This is a genomic window from Parvibaculum sp. MBR-TMA-1.3b-4.2 (assembly GCF_053628815.1).
Map to the genome: position 1 here is coordinate 3,150,802 of NZ_JBRJHC010000001.1, position 16,089 is coordinate 3,166,890.

12 protein-coding genes and 1 pseudogene are annotated in these 16,089 nt (G+C 64.6%); 7 read left to right on the forward strand and 6 right to left on the reverse strand.

Annotated features, from left to right (window positions below; genetic code table 11):
* Positions 1–39: 39 nt before the first annotated feature.
* Genes ACSSVQ_RS15095 through ACSSVQ_RS15110 form a run of 4 tightly spaced genes read right to left on the reverse strand, consistent with a single transcriptional unit; the run spans position 40 to position 6,895 of the window.
* Entirely contained in the window at positions 40–2,121 is a 2,082-nt protein-coding gene (locus ACSSVQ_RS15095; RefSeq protein ID WP_454184182.1) for a hypothetical protein, read from the reverse strand.
* Positions 2,122–2,132: 11 nt separating this feature from the next.
* On the reverse strand, positions 2,133–4,940 hold the full coding sequence (locus tag ACSSVQ_RS15100) for a DUF4159 domain-containing protein (RefSeq protein WP_454184183.1): 2,808 nt from the start codon (positions 4,938–4,940) through the stop codon (positions 2,133–2,135).
* A 6-nt stretch (positions 4,941–4,946) separates the two neighbouring features.
* Positions 4,947–5,882, reverse strand: coding sequence for a DUF58 domain-containing protein (locus ACSSVQ_RS15105; protein ID WP_454184184.1), 936 nt, complete (start codon positions 5,880–5,882; stop codon positions 4,947–4,949).
* A 14-nt stretch (positions 5,883–5,896) separates the two neighbouring features.
* Positions 5,897–6,895 carry an AAA family ATPase gene (locus ACSSVQ_RS15110; protein ID WP_293326898.1) on the reverse strand — a complete coding sequence of 333 codons (999 nt, stop codon included), beginning with the start codon at positions 6,893–6,895 and terminating at the stop codon, positions 5,897–5,899.
* A gap of 220 nt (positions 6,896–7,115) precedes the next feature.
* Here ACSSVQ_RS15110 and ACSSVQ_RS15115 point away from each other — a divergent pair, with 220 nt between their 5' ends.
* The 4 genes from ACSSVQ_RS15115 to hemN all read left to right on the forward strand — a co-directional run bounded on the left by ACSSVQ_RS15115 (position 7,116) and on the right by hemN (position 11,198).
* A complete protein-coding gene (locus tag ACSSVQ_RS15115; RefSeq protein WP_454184707.1) occupies positions 7,116–7,733 on the forward strand; it encodes a DUF1285 domain-containing protein in 618 nt (205 codons plus the stop codon).
* Positions 7,730–8,383 (forward strand): CoA pyrophosphatase, encoded by a 654-nt coding sequence (locus tag ACSSVQ_RS15120; protein ID WP_454184185.1) that lies wholly within the window; start codon positions 7,730–7,732, stop codon positions 8,381–8,383. Before ACSSVQ_RS15115 ends, ACSSVQ_RS15120 begins: the two co-directional genes overlap by 4 nt.
* Before the next feature lie 129 nt (positions 8,384–8,512).
* Entirely contained in the window at positions 8,513–9,766 is a 1,254-nt protein-coding gene (locus ACSSVQ_RS15125) for a CCA tRNA nucleotidyltransferase (protein ID WP_454184186.1), read from the forward strand.
* An 82-nt stretch (positions 9,767–9,848) separates the two neighbouring features.
* Positions 9,849–11,198 carry an oxygen-independent coproporphyrinogen III oxidase gene (gene hemN, locus ACSSVQ_RS15130; RefSeq protein ID WP_454184187.1) on the forward strand — a complete coding sequence of 450 codons (1,350 nt, stop codon included), beginning with the start codon at positions 9,849–9,851 and terminating at the stop codon, positions 11,196–11,198.
* A 211-nt stretch (positions 11,199–11,409) separates the two neighbouring features.
* Here the strand turns inward: hemN and hemF are convergent, their stop codons facing one another.
* Positions 11,410–12,300 carry an oxygen-dependent coproporphyrinogen oxidase gene (hemF, locus tag ACSSVQ_RS15135; RefSeq protein WP_454184188.1) on the reverse strand — a complete coding sequence of 297 codons (891 nt, stop codon included), beginning with the start codon at positions 12,298–12,300 and terminating at the stop codon, positions 11,410–11,412.
* Positions 12,293–12,781 (reverse strand): annotated as a pseudogene (locus tag ACSSVQ_RS15140) (tRNA (cytidine(34)-2'-O)-methyltransferase). Before ACSSVQ_RS15140 ends, hemF begins: the two are co-directional and overlap by 8 nt.
* A gap of 369 nt (positions 12,782–13,150) precedes the next feature.
* Between ACSSVQ_RS15140 and petA the strand changes: the two are divergent.
* Genes petA through ACSSVQ_RS15155 form a run of 3 tightly spaced genes read left to right on the forward strand, consistent with a single transcriptional unit; the run spans position 13,151 to position 15,953 of the window.
* A complete protein-coding gene (gene petA, locus ACSSVQ_RS15145; RefSeq protein ID WP_293326885.1) occupies positions 13,151–13,690 on the forward strand; it encodes a ubiquinol-cytochrome c reductase iron-sulfur subunit in 540 nt (179 codons plus the stop codon).
* Between the two features lie 14 nt (positions 13,691–13,704).
* Complete coding sequence (locus ACSSVQ_RS15150; RefSeq protein ID WP_293326883.1) at positions 13,705–15,126, forward strand: cytochrome b; 1,422 nt, start codon at positions 13,705–13,707, stop codon at positions 15,124–15,126.
* Positions 15,127–15,134: 8 nt separating this feature from the next.
* Positions 15,135–15,953, forward strand: coding sequence for a cytochrome c1 (locus tag ACSSVQ_RS15155; protein ID WP_293326881.1), 819 nt, complete (start codon positions 15,135–15,137; stop codon positions 15,951–15,953).
* Positions 15,954–16,089: the final 136 nt, after the last annotated feature.

Here is a 16,089-nt window from a genome sequence, read left to right on the forward strand (position 1 = left end):
GGGTCGGCAAGGGGGGAGGGAAGCGGCGTTTATTTGGCGCTATCGCCCTTCGCGGTGCCAGGCCAGTGCGATGCTGCCGAGAATGAGGGCGAGAGCGAGGAAACCGGTCATCAGCGGTACCTGACGGACCGCATTGACGAGATATTGCTCGTTGCGGCGCAGGCCGAACCAGCCGCTTCCCGCAGCGTCATGGCCCGCGCGCACCATGCGCAGGGACGGCATGTTCTCGGTCTTGTCACCCAGCCACCAGAGCCCGCCGCCCGTTTCCGCCGTCAGGTCTTTCAGCTTGGCATCGGTCGCGCGGACATCGGCGAACTCTCTGGGGTTGAGCGGTCCTGCCGCCGCGACGGCGGATAGCTTGCCCTGGTGGATGCGATAGAGGCCCAGCTCTTCGGCCTGCAGGTTCGCTTCGAAGCGGCCGGGGGCGGTTTGCGTCAGCTTCAGCTCCCGCGTCTTGCCGGAGGGAAGCGTGATCTCGGCGGGGGGCGTTTCGTCGGCCATGGTGCGGCGGCTGATGGTCATGACGCCGTTCTTCGTGGACGCGGAGAGGCGTTCCTCCTCCAGGTCGGGTTCCTTCATCAGCCAATGGGCGAGGCGGCGCAGCAGTTCGGCATAGGGGCCGCCGCCCTCGAAGCCGCGCGACCAGAGCCAGACCTGGTCGGAGAGGAGCTGTGCCACACGGCCTTCGCCGGCGCGGTCGAGCACGACGAGGGGTTTGCCGTTCGGCGTGTCCATCACCGTTTCGCCGCTGTCGGTCATCGTGTCGATGGTCCGGAACCAGCGGCCCCAATCAGCTTCGGCCCCGGCATCGCCGGCGGGGCGCTCGCCGGGCAGGTCTGCGGTGACGGGGTGTTTGCGTCCCGTCTTCGTGACTTCCGGTTTGAAACCGCCGATGGAAATGTCGCCTGTCGGGCGGGCGGGCAGGATGCTCGCCAGCGGTGTGCGGTAGATCGAGTAGGGCGAGGCGAAGGCCGGGCCGGCTGCCGCGAGGATGGCGCCGCCCTTTTCCACATAGTCGACAATGTTGGACAGATAGGCGAGCGGCAACACACCGCGCCGCTTGTAGCGGTCGAAGATGATGAGATCGAACTGGTCGAGCTTTTCGGAAAAGAGTTCGCGCGTCGGGAAGGCGATCAGCGACAATTCGCTGACGGGCGTCGCATCCTGTTTTTCCGGCGGGCGCAGAATGGTGAAATGGACGAGATCGACCGCGGGGTCGGCCTTCAGCAGGTTGCGCCATGTCCGCTCGCCCGGATGCGGTTCGCCGGAGACAAGCAGAACGCGCAGGCGGTCGCGAATGCCGTTGGCGACCACCACGGCGCGATTGTTCAGCATCGTCAGCTCTTCGGGGCCCGGGGCGACATCGACTTCGATGACGTTGGGGCCGCCATGGCTGAGCGACAGGGTGACGGTCGTGGTCTGGCCGATCGTGGCATTGGCGGTGGTCATCTTCTCGCCATCGACCGAAATCGTCACCGGCGCGATCCCTTCCGATTTCGCGCCCGTTTCGTCGACACGGAATGAAAGCGAGAGCGGTTCGTCCACGATGCCGAAGCGCGGTGCCTCGACGATTGTCAGACGGCGGTCATGTTCGTTCTTGTGGCCAGTGATAAGGGCGTGAACGGGCGCATCGAAGCCGAGCGCCCGGGCGCTTTTCGGCACGTCGTGGACCTGGCCGTCGGTCAGGAGCACGGCGCCGGCGATACGTTCGCGCGGCACGTCGGTCAGCGCATTTTCGAGCGCGGCGAAAAGCTCCGTGCCGTTTTCCGACCCGGGATCGTTCCCGACGCGCACGATGCGCGTTTCGATGTCGCCCGTCGCGGCGATTTGCTTTTCGAGTTTCGCGAGCGCGGCTTCCGTCTGGGCGGGGCGCTCGCCGATCTGCTGGCTCTGGCTTTCATCGACCACGATGGCGGCGACATCGGGCACCGGGGTCCGGTCTTCCTGTCTGATGGTCGGGTTCAGCAGCGCCAGCATCAGAAGGGCGAATGCACCGGCCCGCCAGGGCGCGCCGCGCGCTCGCCGCCAGAAGGAAAAGATCAGCACGATGACGGCAGTGACGCCCAAAGCGGCAAGCAGCACGGGGGGCAGTGCAGGTTCGAAAACGATATCCCAGTTCATGATGCCAACCCCTATTGCCCAAGCCGCTCGAGAAGAGCGGGGATATGCACCTGATCGGATTTGTAGTTGCCGGTCAGTGCATACATGACGAGGTTGATGCCGACACGTTCTGCCATTTCGCGCTGGCGTTCGCCGCCGGGCACGACCGGGTAGCGCGCGCGCCCGCTATTATCCACCGCCCAGGCGGCGGCATAGTCGTTGGAGCCGACAATGATGGGCGAGACGCCGTCATTGGTGCGGGCGGTCAGGCTGGTCGTATCCGTCGAGCCGCTATCGCTTGCCGCGACCCATAGCTGTCCGCCGGCCCAGCGACCGGGAAAATCCTTCAGCAAATAGAAGCTGCGCGTCAGCACATGATTGGAGGGAACCGGTTCCAGTGCGGGAAGGTCGAGCCCCGCCAGAAGGCGTTGCAGCGTCTGGGCGCCGGGGCCGTTGCCGCCTGCGCCCGACAGTGCTTCCTGCTGGTCGCGCGTATCGAACAGGATCATGCCGCCGTTTTTCATATAGGCGTCGATCTTGCCGAGCGTTTCGGGGGAGAGGGGCGGTTGTTTCGCCGTCATCGGCCAGTAGAGCAGGGGGAAGAAGGCGAGTTCGTCCTTTGCGACATCGACGCCCATCGGATCGCCGGGTTCGAAGGCGGTGCGCTGTCGCAAGGCATTGGAAAGCCCGTTCAGCCCCTCGCGGCTCACCTCGTCTACCTGCGTGTCGCCGGTGATGACATAGGCAAGACGTGTCTCGGTGGAGGCGGCGATGTCGAAATTATCGTTATCCGCAGCGAAGGCTTTCGGCGCGGCGGCCAGCACGAGGCCGAGAAGCAGCAGCGGCAGAAGGTTGCGTCCGAGCCGCCCGCGGCGGATCTCTCCGGTCTCGAACAGGCCGGTGACCCAGAGCGCGGCGATGCCGTCCGCGATCAGCAGCAGCAGCGCCAGTCCCAGCAGCGGCGGGCGCAGGCCGATTTCGGCGCCGGCGGCAAAGCCGCGCCGCTCCGACAGGCCGGGAAGGTCGGTGGTGGGCGTCAGCTTCAGCGTGTCGCTCGCAAGGTTGCGCGCGCGCGGCGCATCCTGCGGGCCGTAAAGGCCGGGCGGGTGGCGCGGGTTGTTGTCCGTCCGGCCAAGCTCCCGCGCGGGGATGGCGGTCACCGTCGGCGAGGGAGTACCGAGGCGGCCGAACCCGTTCAGCGTGGCGACGGGGCTCAGCGTTTCATCGCCGTCCTTGCCGGATGCGGGTTCGGCGACGTTCTGGGCCTTGGCGACGACACGGCGGAGCATGTCGACGAAGAGGCCGGAGATCGGCAGGTTCGACCAGTCGGTATTCGCGGTCACATGAAAGAGCACGATGCGGCCCTTGCCGCGTTTCGCCGCGGTGACGAGCGGCGTCCCGTCGGTGAGGCGCGCCCATGTCTTGTCGCCGAGGTCGAGCGTCGGTTCGGCCAGCACTTGGCGCGAGACGTTTACATCCTTCGGCACGGTGAGGCCCGCAAAGGGGCTGTTCTCGTCAAAGGGGGCGAGATGCTGCGGCTCCGTCCAGGAGAGCGCGCCGCCAAGTGCGCGTCCGCCATGGCGCAGCGGCACAGGGATCAGGCTGTCGCTTTGCGCGGCAAGATGCGGGCCTGCGAAGCGTACCAGCGTGCCGCCTTTTTCCACCCAGTCCGCGACGCGTTTTTCGTCCGCCTTCGTCAGCGTGCCGACATCGGCAAGCACAAGGGCGGATAGCGGGCGGGACAGAAGCTCCGCGACGCTTGAGCTGCCGGTTCCGGTACCCGCTTCGCGCAGCTCCGCATAGGGCGCAAGCGCCTTGCGAATGTAATAGAGGTCGGAAAGCAGCGCCTGTGCCTTGTTCGTGCCGGAGCCTGAAACGAGACCGACCGCGCGGCGGCGCCAGCGCTCGTCGAGCAGCGTGACGGCGCCGGCCGAGTTCTCGTTCACGATCTGCAGCCGGTCGATCCGGTTGCGCAGTTCAAGAGGAAGCTGGAGGCGCGCATTGGTTTCCAGCGCGCCGTTCTCGAATTTGAAAGAAGCTGTCGCAAGCACATTGCCTTTGGTTCCGATGGCCTGCACCGTGCCTTCGCCCGGATCGCCGGGGCTGGCGCGGCGGACCTTCGACACAAGCGCATCGCCATCCGATTCAGGCGGCAGCAGCGCCAATGCGCGCTGGGCGGGTTCGATCAGCGTCACGCCGTCCTTGCCCGCAATCCGCGCGAGCGCTTGGGAGAAGTCGGCCGCCTTGCCATAGTCGAGCCCGTCGCCGATCCAGACGATATGCGGTGCGGCCTTTTTGAGCGCAGGCGCTTTTTCGAGTCTTTCGGCCAGTGCCATGCGATCGGGGGCAAAGGGGCGCGGCTCCATGGCGCGGGCGCGGGAGGCGGCATCGTCGGGTGAGGAAAAGTCGATATCGCCGGGGGTGAGGCGCGGTGCGGTGCCGACCGTCAGCACCGGGCGGTCTTCGCGCCGCGCGGCGGCGATGAGGCTGTCGCGCGCGTTCTGCCGGTCGTTCCAGTCCGCGGCCGCGGCCCATCCATCGTCGATCACGATCAGCAGGGGACCGCCGCCGGACACTTTCGGGGCCGGATTCCAGAGCGGCTCGGCCAGCGCGATAATGACGATGGCGGCGAGCAACATGCGCAGGATCAGCAGCCAGAGCGGCGTATGGGCGGGCGTTTCCTCTTCATTGGAAAGGCCTTGCAGCAGGCGGATGGCGGGAAAGCGGATGCGCTTGGGCGAGGGCGGGGCAATGCGCAGCAGCCACCAGATCGCGGGCAGCGCGATGAGGCCGGTCAGCACCCAGGGGGCGGCGAAAGCGAGAGGTCCGAGCGTGAGCATTGCCGGTCAGCCTCCCGCGCGGGGCGGCTGCACCGCGTCCAGCGCGCCGGACAGCGCACCGTAAAGCGCCAGCAATGCATGATGCGGCGGCCGGTCGGTCCGGTGCGTTGCAAAGGTGAAGTTCAGGCGCTGCACGGCCTCTTCGATGTGGCTGCGATGCGTGGCGAGACGCTTGTGATAGGCGCTGCGCAGGCTTTCCGCGCGGCCCACCATCAGGCGGGTTTCTTCCTCGATGCCTTCGAATTCGGTACGCCCGGAAAAGGGCAGGTCTTCCTCGGCCGGATCGAGCACCTGAATCAGATGGCCCTTGATGCCCTCTGAGGCATAGCTGCGGATACGCGCGGCGATCTCCTCGGCGGGGGAGAGAAAATCGCCGATCAGCACGATCTGCGCATAGCGCGGCAAATGTTGCGGCGGCGGCAGGCTTTCGAGCGCGGTGTCTTCGCGGCGGTCCAGCATGGCATGGGCCATACGGTGAAAGGCGGTGCGGCCCGTGGAGGGCTGCGCACCGCTGCCCAGCGGCGCGATGTTCTCGCCGCCCTGCACGAGAAGCGAGGAGAGGGCGAGCGCCAGCACGGTCGCGCGGTCGCGTTTGCGGCAGGGAGCGAAATCGGAGGCGTAGTCCATGGAGGCCGAGCCGTCGCGCCATATCCAGACGCTTTCGGCGGCTTCCCATTCCTTTTCGCGCACATAGAGATGGCGCGTGCGGGCGGAGTGGCGCCAGTCCACCGAGGAGGCGGTGTCGCCCTCGCGGAAGCGGCGATATTGCCAGAAGGTTTCGCCGGTGCCTGCGCGGCGGCGGCCATGCAGCCCTTGCGCAACGGTGCGCGCGACATGTTCGGCCTCCGCCACCAGAGGCGGCAGTGCTTCGGCAAGCGTCTCGGCCTGTTCGCGCAGGCCGGTCGCGGGCGCATGGGGCGCATTGTCACTCGGCGGCCGCATGATGCGCGCTCCGGTCAGACGATGGTCCGGCAGAGCCTGTCGATGACGCCGCTGACAGTCACGCCCTCCGCCCGTGCCGAGAAATTGAGTGCCATGCGATGGCGCAGAACGGGGGCGGCCAGCGCCACCACATCCTCGACGGATGGCGAGAAGCGGCCGTCGATCAGCGCGCGGGCGCGCACGGCCAGCATCAGCGCCTGGCTGGCGCGCGGGCCGGGCCCCCAGGCCACATGGCGTTCCACCTCTTCCGATGCGCCTTCCTCGGGCCGCGTGGCGCGCACCAGTTCCAGAATGGCGGCCACCACCTTTTCGCCGACCGGCACGCGGCGCACCAGCGCCTGCGCTTCCATCAGGTCTTTCACCGTCATGGATTGCGAAACATCGACCGTCTTTTCGCCCGTGGTCGAAAGCAGCATGCGCCGCTCGGCTTCGTAGTCGGGATAATTCACATCGATCTGCATCAGAAAGCGGTCGAGCTGGGCTTCCGGCAGCGGGTAGGTGCCTTCCTGCTCCAGCGGGTTCTGCGTCGCGAGCACATGGAAGGGGGTGGGCAGTTCGTAGCGCACGCCGGCCACCGTCACGTTCTTTTCCTGCATGGCCTGCAAGAGGGCGGACTGGGTGCGCGGGCTTGCGCGGTTGATTTCGTCGGCCATCAGGAGCTGGCAGAAGACCGGCCCCTTGATGAAGCGGAAGCTGCGCCCGCCGGAATCGGATTCTTCCAGCACTTCCGAGCCCACAATGTCGGCGGGCATCAGGTCGGGAGTGAACTGGATGCGCTTGTCCTCAAGGCCCAGCACCTTGCCCATGGTGTGGACGAGCAGCGTCTTGGCGAGGCCCGGCACGCCGACAAGCAGCGCATGACCGCCTGCGAGCACGGTCACGAGGGTCTGGTCGATGACCGTTTCCTGCCCGTAAATGACCTCGCCGATGGCCTCGCGCGCGGCGGCGATTTTCGCGCCCGCGGCTTCGATTTCCTCGACGGCGGTGCCGTCGGCTTCACTGACTGTCTGCATTGACCTACATATTGGGTGGTACGGTGCCTTTCGGGCGCCGCACGGGCCTCGTTTCGCTCACGGCTGAGCGCCGCATCATAAGCGCTTGGTATCTTGACGATAATATGGCCCGGCGTCTGCGCGAAAGGCAGGAATCCGCTCACCCGACGAAAGAAGGGACAAAATGACCGCAAAGCCACAAACGGCACAAGATGGCGCCCCGGATGACACCTCGGAAGATATGGGGAAAAAGAGCGAATCCGGCGGCACGATGGGGCTGAAGGGTCTCGCAGAAGCCGAGGCGGCGGGCAAGAAGGCGAAAGGCCTGCCGCCCGTGCACAAGTGGAATCCGCCTTTTTGCGGCGATATCGACATGCGGATCGCCCGCGACGGGAGCTGGTGGTATCTCGGCACGCCCATCGGACGCGAAAAACTCGTGCGGCTTTTCTCAACCGTTCTGCGTCACGACGAGGACGGCAAATATTATCTCGTCACGCCGGTGGAGAAGATCGGCATCACGGTGGAGGATGCGCCTTTCGTCGCGGTGGCCATGCAGGTGGAGGGCGAGGGCAAGGATCAGGTGCTGACCTTCCGGACCAATGTCGGCGACGAGACGGTGGCGGGCCCCGAGCATCCCATGCGATTCGAGATCGACAAGGAAACCGGCGAGCCTGCGCCCTACGTGCATGTGCGCGCGCGGCTCGATGCGCTCATCAATCGCGCCGTCTTCTACGATCTCGTGGAGCTTGGCGCGGAAGAGGAAGTCGATGGACACCAATGGTTCGGCATCTGGTCGTCGGGCGAGTTCTTTCCCTTTATGCCGGCCGATGAAGTGGGCGCACGAAAGCAGGGCGGATGAAGAACTACCGTGAGTTGATCCTCGATCATATCGATCGCGATCCTCCGTCGATGGAGGTGATGCTGGGCGAGGTGCCGGTCAATGGCGACCATGCGCTGAACCCCGATCCGGACGACTGGCTGGAGCCGGAAGACCGCAAGACATTGCGCGCCGCCGCCGTGCTGGTGCCCATCGTCGAGCATGCGCATGGCGCCCATATGCTGCTGACGCGGCGCGCGGACCATCTCGGCCAGCATTCGGGCCAGGTCGCCTTTCCCGGTGGCAAGATGGAGCCCGGCGAGACGCCGGCCGAGGCCGCGCTGCGCGAGGCGGAGGAGGAGGTCGGGCTCGACCGCTCCTTCGTGGAGGTGGCGGGCTATCTCGATCTTTACGAGACCGGCACGGGCTTTCGCATTCTGCCGGTGGTGGGGTTCGTGCGGCCCGGTTTCGAGCTGACGGTGAACCCGGGCGAGGTGGCGGATGTTTTCGAGGTGCCGCTCTCCTTTCTGATGAACCCGGAGAATCACGAGCGCCACAGCGCCGTGTGGAAGGGCAAGCGGCGGCACTATTACGCCATGCCCTATGGCGGCCAGTATATCTGGGGCGCCACGGCGGGCATGCTTCGCAACATGTATCTCAGGCTTTTCGAGCATCAGCAGGCGAGCGCCTGAGGGTCATATGACCCGGCCTTGAAGAAAATGACGCCCGCGTCATTTATGCTCTGGCCCCGCGCCGCGTGGAATGGCAGTCTGGCCGAAAACACGTGACGAGAATGATAATGCGTATGGAGGTCGCCCCCGATGAGTGCCGATAAGAAGCTCGCCAACCAGATATGGCTGAAAGCGGCCGAAACCCGCGCCGTGATGGAGGCGCTGGAAGCCGAGGGCGGCACGGCGCGTTTCGTGGGCGGCTGTGTGCGCAATTCGCTGCTGGGCGAGTCGGTGACCGATGTGGATATCGCTACCACCGAGACGCCCGACAGGGCGCAGGCGCTGCTGGAGGCGAAGGGCATCAAGGTCATTCCCACCGGCATCGAGCATGGCACGGTGACGGCGGTGGCCGAGGGGCGTCATTTCGAGATCACCACGCTGCGCGTCGATGTGGCCACGCATGGCCGCCATGCCGATGTGGAATTCACCGAGGACTGGGTGGAGGACGCCAAGCGCCGCGACTTCACCATGAACGCGCTTTATGCCGACAAGGACGGCACGCTGCACGATCCGCTGGGCGGGCAGGACGACCTGCAGGCCCGGCTGGTGCGCTTCATTGGCGATCCGCGCGAACGCATCCGCGAGGACTATCTGCGCATCCTGCGTTTCTTCCGCTTCCATGCCTGGTACGGCAAGGGCGAGCCGGACGCGGCCTCGCTCAAGGCCTGCGCGGAAGAAAAAGAAGGCATGAAGCAGCTTTCCGGCGAGCGTATCCGCGTCGAGCTTTTCAAGACGCTGACCGCCGACGAGGCGCCCGCCGCCTTCCGCCAGATGGCGGCCTCGGGCGTGTTGACGGAGGTGCTGCCCGAAGCCTCGAAGCTCGATCGCTTTGAAAATCTCGTGCGCATCGAACGCGACCAGCTGTTCACCGCCGACCCCTCGCCGGTGGTGCGTCTGGGGGCGATGCTCGATCTCGATAAGGCGGGCGTGGATGCGCTGGCCGACCGGCTGAAATTCTCCAACAAGGACCGTGAGCGCCTGACGGCCATGCTCACCGATACGACCAAGATCGTCTGCTACCTCTCCATGCGCGAGGTGCGTCGCGCGCTCTACAATATGGGGCTGGAGCTCTTCAAGGATCGCGTCATGCTGGGCTGGGCGAGCGAGAAGCCCGACCACAATGCCTTCCAGTGGCGGGCGATGCTGGCCATGGCCGATAGCTGGGAAAAGCCGCAGCTGCCGCTCGACGGCGCGATGATGAAGGCCGCCGGCGTGCCGGAAGGCCCGGAAATGGGCCGCGTCTATCGCGAGGTCGAGGAATGGTGGGTCGACAGCGACTTCACCGATGACGAGTTTTCCATCATCGAGCGGCTGAAAGCCGTGGTGCAGGCCACGATTTACTAATGTTCTCAAAGCCTTCGTGCCAAATGTCCCTGCGACATTTGGGCGAATAGGCGGGAGGCTGAGCGCGCTTTAGCTTGGCCTCATGAGACTCGACCTGATTGAAAAATACGACCTCCGGGTTCCGCGCTACACCTCCTATCCGACCGCGCCGCATTTCGGCCCGTCGGTGGACGGGGGCACCTATGCGCGCTGGCTTTCCGAGCTGGAGCCGACGGCGCCGCTGTCGCTCTATCTCCACATCGCCTATTGCGCGGAGATGTGCTGGTTCTGCGGCTGCCACACCAAGGCGACGCATAAATATGCGCCGGTGGCGGATTATCTGGATGCGGTTCAGGCCGAGGCGAAGCTCATCGCAGGCAAGCTCCCGGCACGGATGAAGGTCGATCACGTGCATTTCGGCGGCGGCAGTCCGACGCTGCTGAAGGCCGACGATTTCGCTCAGACGCTGGCGCAGCTTCGCGAGTTCTACAACGTCACGCTGGATGCCGATATCGCGGTCGAGATGGACCCGCGCACGGCAACCGAGGATTACGTTCGCGCCATGGCGAAGGCGGGCGTGACGCGCGCCTCCATCGGCGTGCAGGATTTCGACGAGCGCGTACAGAAGGCGATCAACCGCATTCAGCCTTACGACGTGACGGCGCGGGTGATCGGCTGGCTGCGCGACGCCGGTATTTCCGCGATCAATATGGATCTCGTTTACGGGCTTCCCTATCAGACGGTGGAAAGCGTGACCGAGATGGCGCGGCTTGCCGCCGGGCTCAACCCTGCGCGTATTGCGCTCTTCGGCTATGCGCATGTGCCGTGGATGAAGCCGCATCAGAAGCTCATCCCCGAAGAGGCGCTGCCGGATATGGCCGAGCGCTGGGCGCAATATGAAGCCACCGCCGATGCGCTGCTGGAGGCGGGATATGTCCGCGTCGGGCTCGATCATTTCGCCCATCCCGACGATCCGATGGCGGAAGCGGCGAAGGCCGGGGCGCTGCATCGCAATTTTCAAGGCTACACGACCGACGAAGCGCCGGTTCTCATCGCGCTGGGCGCGAGCGGCATCGGCTCGCTGCCGCAGGGCTATGTGGCGAACGAGATTGCCATCGAGCGCTACAAGGAAACGGTCCGGGCAGGGGAGTTGCCCATCACGCGCGGCATCGCCGTCAATGGCGACGACAAGCTGCGGCGCGAGATCATCGAAAAGCTGATGTGCGACATGAATGTCGACCTCGCCGCAATCGCGGGCCTGCACGGGCTCGACCCGGATGCGTTCGATCCCGAACTTGCCGCGCTGGAGCCGTTGGAAGCCGACGGCATCGTGCTGCGCGACGGCTCGCGCCTCGTCATCACCGAGGAAGGCCGCCCCCTCATGCGCGCTGTCTGCGCCGTCTTCGACCGCTATCTCGAAGCGGGCGGGGCGCGGCACTCCAAGGCTGTTTGATTTTCATTCAAGATATGAAGCGTCATGGCCCGGCTCGTCCGGGCCATCCACGTCTTCCTTGTGGCGCACTAAAGACGTGGATGCCCCGCATGAAGCGGGGCATGACGAAAAGAATTGTCATCCCGGGCTTGTCCCGGGATCCAGAGCGTCACCCTCGGCGTGTGAAGCCCCTGGGCCCCGGCATGAAGCCGGGGGGACAGCAGAGGATGTCTTACGGCCACTTCACCTCGGGCGGCATGGAGGACAGGATCGAGGTCACGTTGCCGCCGGTCTTGAGGCCGAAGACCGTGCCGCGGTCGTAGAGCAGGTTGAACTCCACATAGCGCCCGCGGCGGATGAGCTGCTCTTCGCGCTCGTCTTCCGTCCACGGCTCGTTCATGTGGCGGCGGACGAGTTCCGGATAGATTTCAAGGAAAGCCCGGCCCACATCCTGGGTAAAGGCGAAGTCCTTTTCCCAGTCGCCGGTATTGTGGTGGTCGTAGAAGATGCCGCCCGTGCCGCGCGCTTCATTGCGGTGGGGCAGGAAGAAATACTCGTCGCACCACTGCTTGAAGCGCGGATAGTAGCTTTCATCGTGCTTGTCGCAGGCGCGCTTGTAGGCGGCATGGAAATCCACCGTGTCCGGATGATCGTCGCGGCGCTGCACGTCCAGCACCGGCGTCAGGTCGCCGCCGCCGCCGAACCAGCTCTTCGTCGTATAGACATGACGCGTGTTCATGTGGACGGCGGGCACGCGCGGGTTCTGCATATGGGCGATGAGGGAGATGCCGGAGGCCCAGAAGCGCGGATCGTCTTCCGCGCCCTGCATCTGTTTGCGGAAATCTTCGGAGAACTCGCCATGGACGGTCGAGATATGGACGCCGACCTTCTCGAAGACGCGGCCATGCATGACGGACATCTCGCCGCCGCCTTCATCCTTGCTGCCGTCGCCGCGCGTCCAGGGCGTGCGCTCGAAGCGGCCGGCGGGGCGGTCGGCATATGTGCCGGTCAGCTCGTCCTCGATCTTCTCGAATTCCGCGCAGATGAGGTCGCGAAGCTCGCGGAACCAGCCGGCGGCCTTGGTCTTTCGCTCTTCTATCGTCGCCGCGTCCGTTTCAGCCATTCTCCGGTTCCTCCTTTGGGCCGTCCGCTTGCGGAAAGCCGTTTGTCTGTCTCAGCGCTTCGCCCAGCACCATGGCGCCCGACAGCGCCATATTGAGCGAGCGGGCCCCCGGCGCCATGGGGATGAGGAGGCGCGCATCCGCCACCTCATGGACCTCCTGTGGCACGCCTGCGCTCTCCCGGCCCAGAAGCAATATGTCCTAGGCTGCGAATCTGAAGGCGGTATAGGGCATATCGGCCCCGGTCGTCAGCAGGACGAGGCGGCTTTCCGCGGGGCGGGCCGCCTGAAACGCCGCCCAGTCCGCATGGCGGGTGACGGAGGCAAGCGCGGTGTAATCCATGCCCGACCGCTTCAGCGCCTTGTCCGACCAGACGAAGCCGCAGGGCTCGATCACGTCCAGACCGATGCCGAGACAGGCGGCGGTGCGGATGAGGGTGCCGGTATTCTGCGGAATGTCGGGTTCGAAAAGGGCAAGTCGCATGGCGTGTCGGGTGTCCGTATGAGCCCGTTTCGGGGCAGGGGGAAGTAAAGTTAATGCATTCGGCAGGCTGGATCGGAGCCTACTTGCGAGGGGTTCGCAAAACTGGCGCGAAACCCGCACAAAACCGGGGCCTGCGTCATCCTGCCACAGGGCGGGCGGGACTGGACAAGGGGCCGATTGAATGCCACAAACCCTTCCGCATGGGGGGGCACGCGCGGATTCGTCGCGCCTGCAATCCATGTCATGGGGTTTGCGCCGCGCCACCCAGTTCTATCGTGATCGGGACCCCCGGTTTCGGGTTTCGGTCGGAAGGGCCATCCGCCGGGATGGCTGGGGGCTTGTGGCCTATTTCAACGAGGAGACTGAACCGTGGCAGATACCCACGTGGAAGAGCCGACACGGCGCGATTTCCTGTATGTAGCCACCGGATCGTTCGCAGCCGTCGGCGCAGCTTTCGCTGTGTGGCCGCTGATCGACCAGATGAATCCGGACGCCTCCGTACTGGCGCTCGCTTCGATCGAAGTCGACATCAGCAACGTACCGGTCGGGCAGCAGATCACCGCCAAATGGCGCGGCAAGCCGGTCTTCATCCGTCATCGCACGGAAGAGGAGATCAAGGCGGCCGAAAATGTCGATATTTCGACGTTGCGCGATCCGCAGACCGACGACGAGCGCCTCAGGAAGGACCCGGAAGGGAAGCTGGAGCGCCAGTGGCTCGTCGTGATCGGCATCTGCACCCATCTGGGTTGCGTGCCGCTTTCCTATGCGGGCGAATATGATGGCTGGTTCTGTCCCTGCCATGGCTCGGTCTACGATACCTCCGGCCGTATTCGCAAAGGCCCGGCACCGCTTAATCTCGAAGTGCCGCCCTACAAGTTTGAAACCGACACGAAACTCAAGATCGGCTGAGGGGGGCACACAATATGAGTGGCGAAAGCACCTACACGCCGGGTAACGGTTTTACGCGCTGGCTCGACGACCGTCTTCCGGTCCTGCGCCTCGTCAACGACAGCTTCGTTGATTACCCGACGCCCAAGAATCTGAACTACTGGTGGACCTTCGGTGCCATTCTGAGCCTTTGTCTCGGCATCCAGATCATCACCGGCATCGTCCTTGCCATGCACTACACGCCGAATGTGGACCTGGCGTTCGCCAGCGTCGAACACATCATGCGTGACGTGAATTACGGCTGGCTGCTGCGTTATATCCACGCCAACGGCGCCTCGATGTTCTTCATCGCGGTTTATATCCACATGTTCCGCGGTCTCTATTACGGCTCCTACAAGGCGCCGCGCGAAGTGCTGTGGATTCTCGGCGTGCTGATCTACCTGCTGATGATGGCGACCGCCTTCTTCGGTTACGTGCTTCCCTGGGGCCAGATGAGCTTCTGGGGCGCCACGGTGATCACCAACCTGTTCGGTGCGATCCCGCTCATCGGCGATCCGGTCCGCGAATGGCTGTGGGGCGGCTTCTCCGTCGGCAACCCGACGCTGAACCGTTTCTTCTCGCTGCATTACCTGTTCCCGTTCCTGATCGCGGGCGTCACCATTCTCCATGTCTGGGCGCTGCATGTGACGGGGCAGAACAATCCCTCGGGCATCGAGGTCAAGGATCCGTCCAAGGACACGGTGAAGTTCACCCCCTATGCGACCGTCAAGGACGCGTTCGGCATGGCGGTCTTCCTGATCCTTTTCGCCTATTTCGTCTTCTTCAACCCGAACGGGCTGGGCGACGCCGCGAACTATGTCGAGGCCAACCCGCTCCAGACGCCGGCGCATATCGTGCCCGAATGGTACCTGCTGCCGTTCTACGCGATCCTTCGCGCCGTGCCGGACAAGCTGGGTGGCGTGCTTTTGATGTTCGCTGCCATCGGCGTGCTGTTCCTGCTGCCGTGGCTCGACACTTCCAAGGTGCGTTCGGCCCGCTTCCGCCCGCTCTATCGCCAGTTCTTCTGGATCCACGTTGTGGTCTGCATCATCCTGGGCTGGTGCGGTGCGCAGCTTCCGAGCAAGGTTCTGTTCGGCAGCGACACGCAGGTCGGCATCTACGACACGCGTAACGAGGCAATGGACGCCGTGACGGCCGCTGCCAAGGAGCAGGACCTCAGCCCCGAGGACGACTTCAAGGTCGAAGAGCATGTCGTGGACAACAAGCTTGAGTTCGTCGGCTCGCGTATCGACTTCGCGTTCGACGTGACGGACCTCGCTCGTATCCTGACGATCTACTACTTCCTGCACTTCCTGGTGCTGTTCCCGCTTCTGGGTCTTGTGGAACGTCCGCAGCCCTTGCCGGCCAGCATCTCGGAATCGGTACTCGGCAAAAAAGCCGCGACGGCCGAGGCGTAAGAGAGGGAATGGAAAAAATGATGAAAACCATGATCCAGTCCGTTCTTGGCCGCCGCGCGATGGGCGTCGTCATGGCCGGTGCGGTCGTTGCAACCGGCTTTGCCTTCGGCATTCAGCCCGCCAGCGCTGCGTCCGAAGCCCATGAGCCCGAAGCGATCGACTGGTCCTTCAACGGTCCTTTCGGCACCTACGACCGAAGCCAGCTTCGCCGCGGCTTCAAGGTGTTCAAGGAAGTCTGCGCTACCTGCCATTCGGCTCATATGCTCAAGTTCCGCGATCTCGCGGCCAAGGGCGGGCCTGAATTCACCAAGGCGCAGGCAAAGGTCATCGCGGCCGAGTACACGATCGAGGAACTGAACGGGTCTGGCGACATGGAAGAGCGTCCGCGCCTTCCCAAGGATCCGTTCCCGTCGCCTTACGACAATCCCGAGCAGGCCGCGGCCGCGCTCGGCGTGGCCCCGCCGGACCTCTCGGTCATGGCCAAGGCCCGCGAAGGCGGTCCCGATTACATTCATGCGCTGCTGACCGGCTATCAGGATCCGCCGGCGGGCCGCGAGATGGCGCCGGGCTCGCACTACAACCCGTATTTCCCGGGTGGGGCGATCGCCATGCCGCCGCCGCTTTTCGCCGATCAGGTGGAATATGAGGACGGTACGCCGACCACGCTGGACCAGGAATCGCAGGACGTTGCGGCCTTCCTGATGTGGGTTGCCGAGCCGAAGCTGGAACAGCGCCACGAGATGGGCTTCCAGGTGATGCTTTATCTCATCGCGCTTGCCGGTATTCTCTACTTCGCCACGCGCAAGGTCTGGTCCGACGTGCACTGAGCCACGGGCCGATCCATACAGATTGAAAAGGGCTCCCTTGCGGGGGCCCTTTTTTATGGCGTCATGATCTTGGTCTGTTATATCGGAAACCGAAAAACACCGGTCGTCGCACCCTCCGCGCAGCGGCATGTGGCGA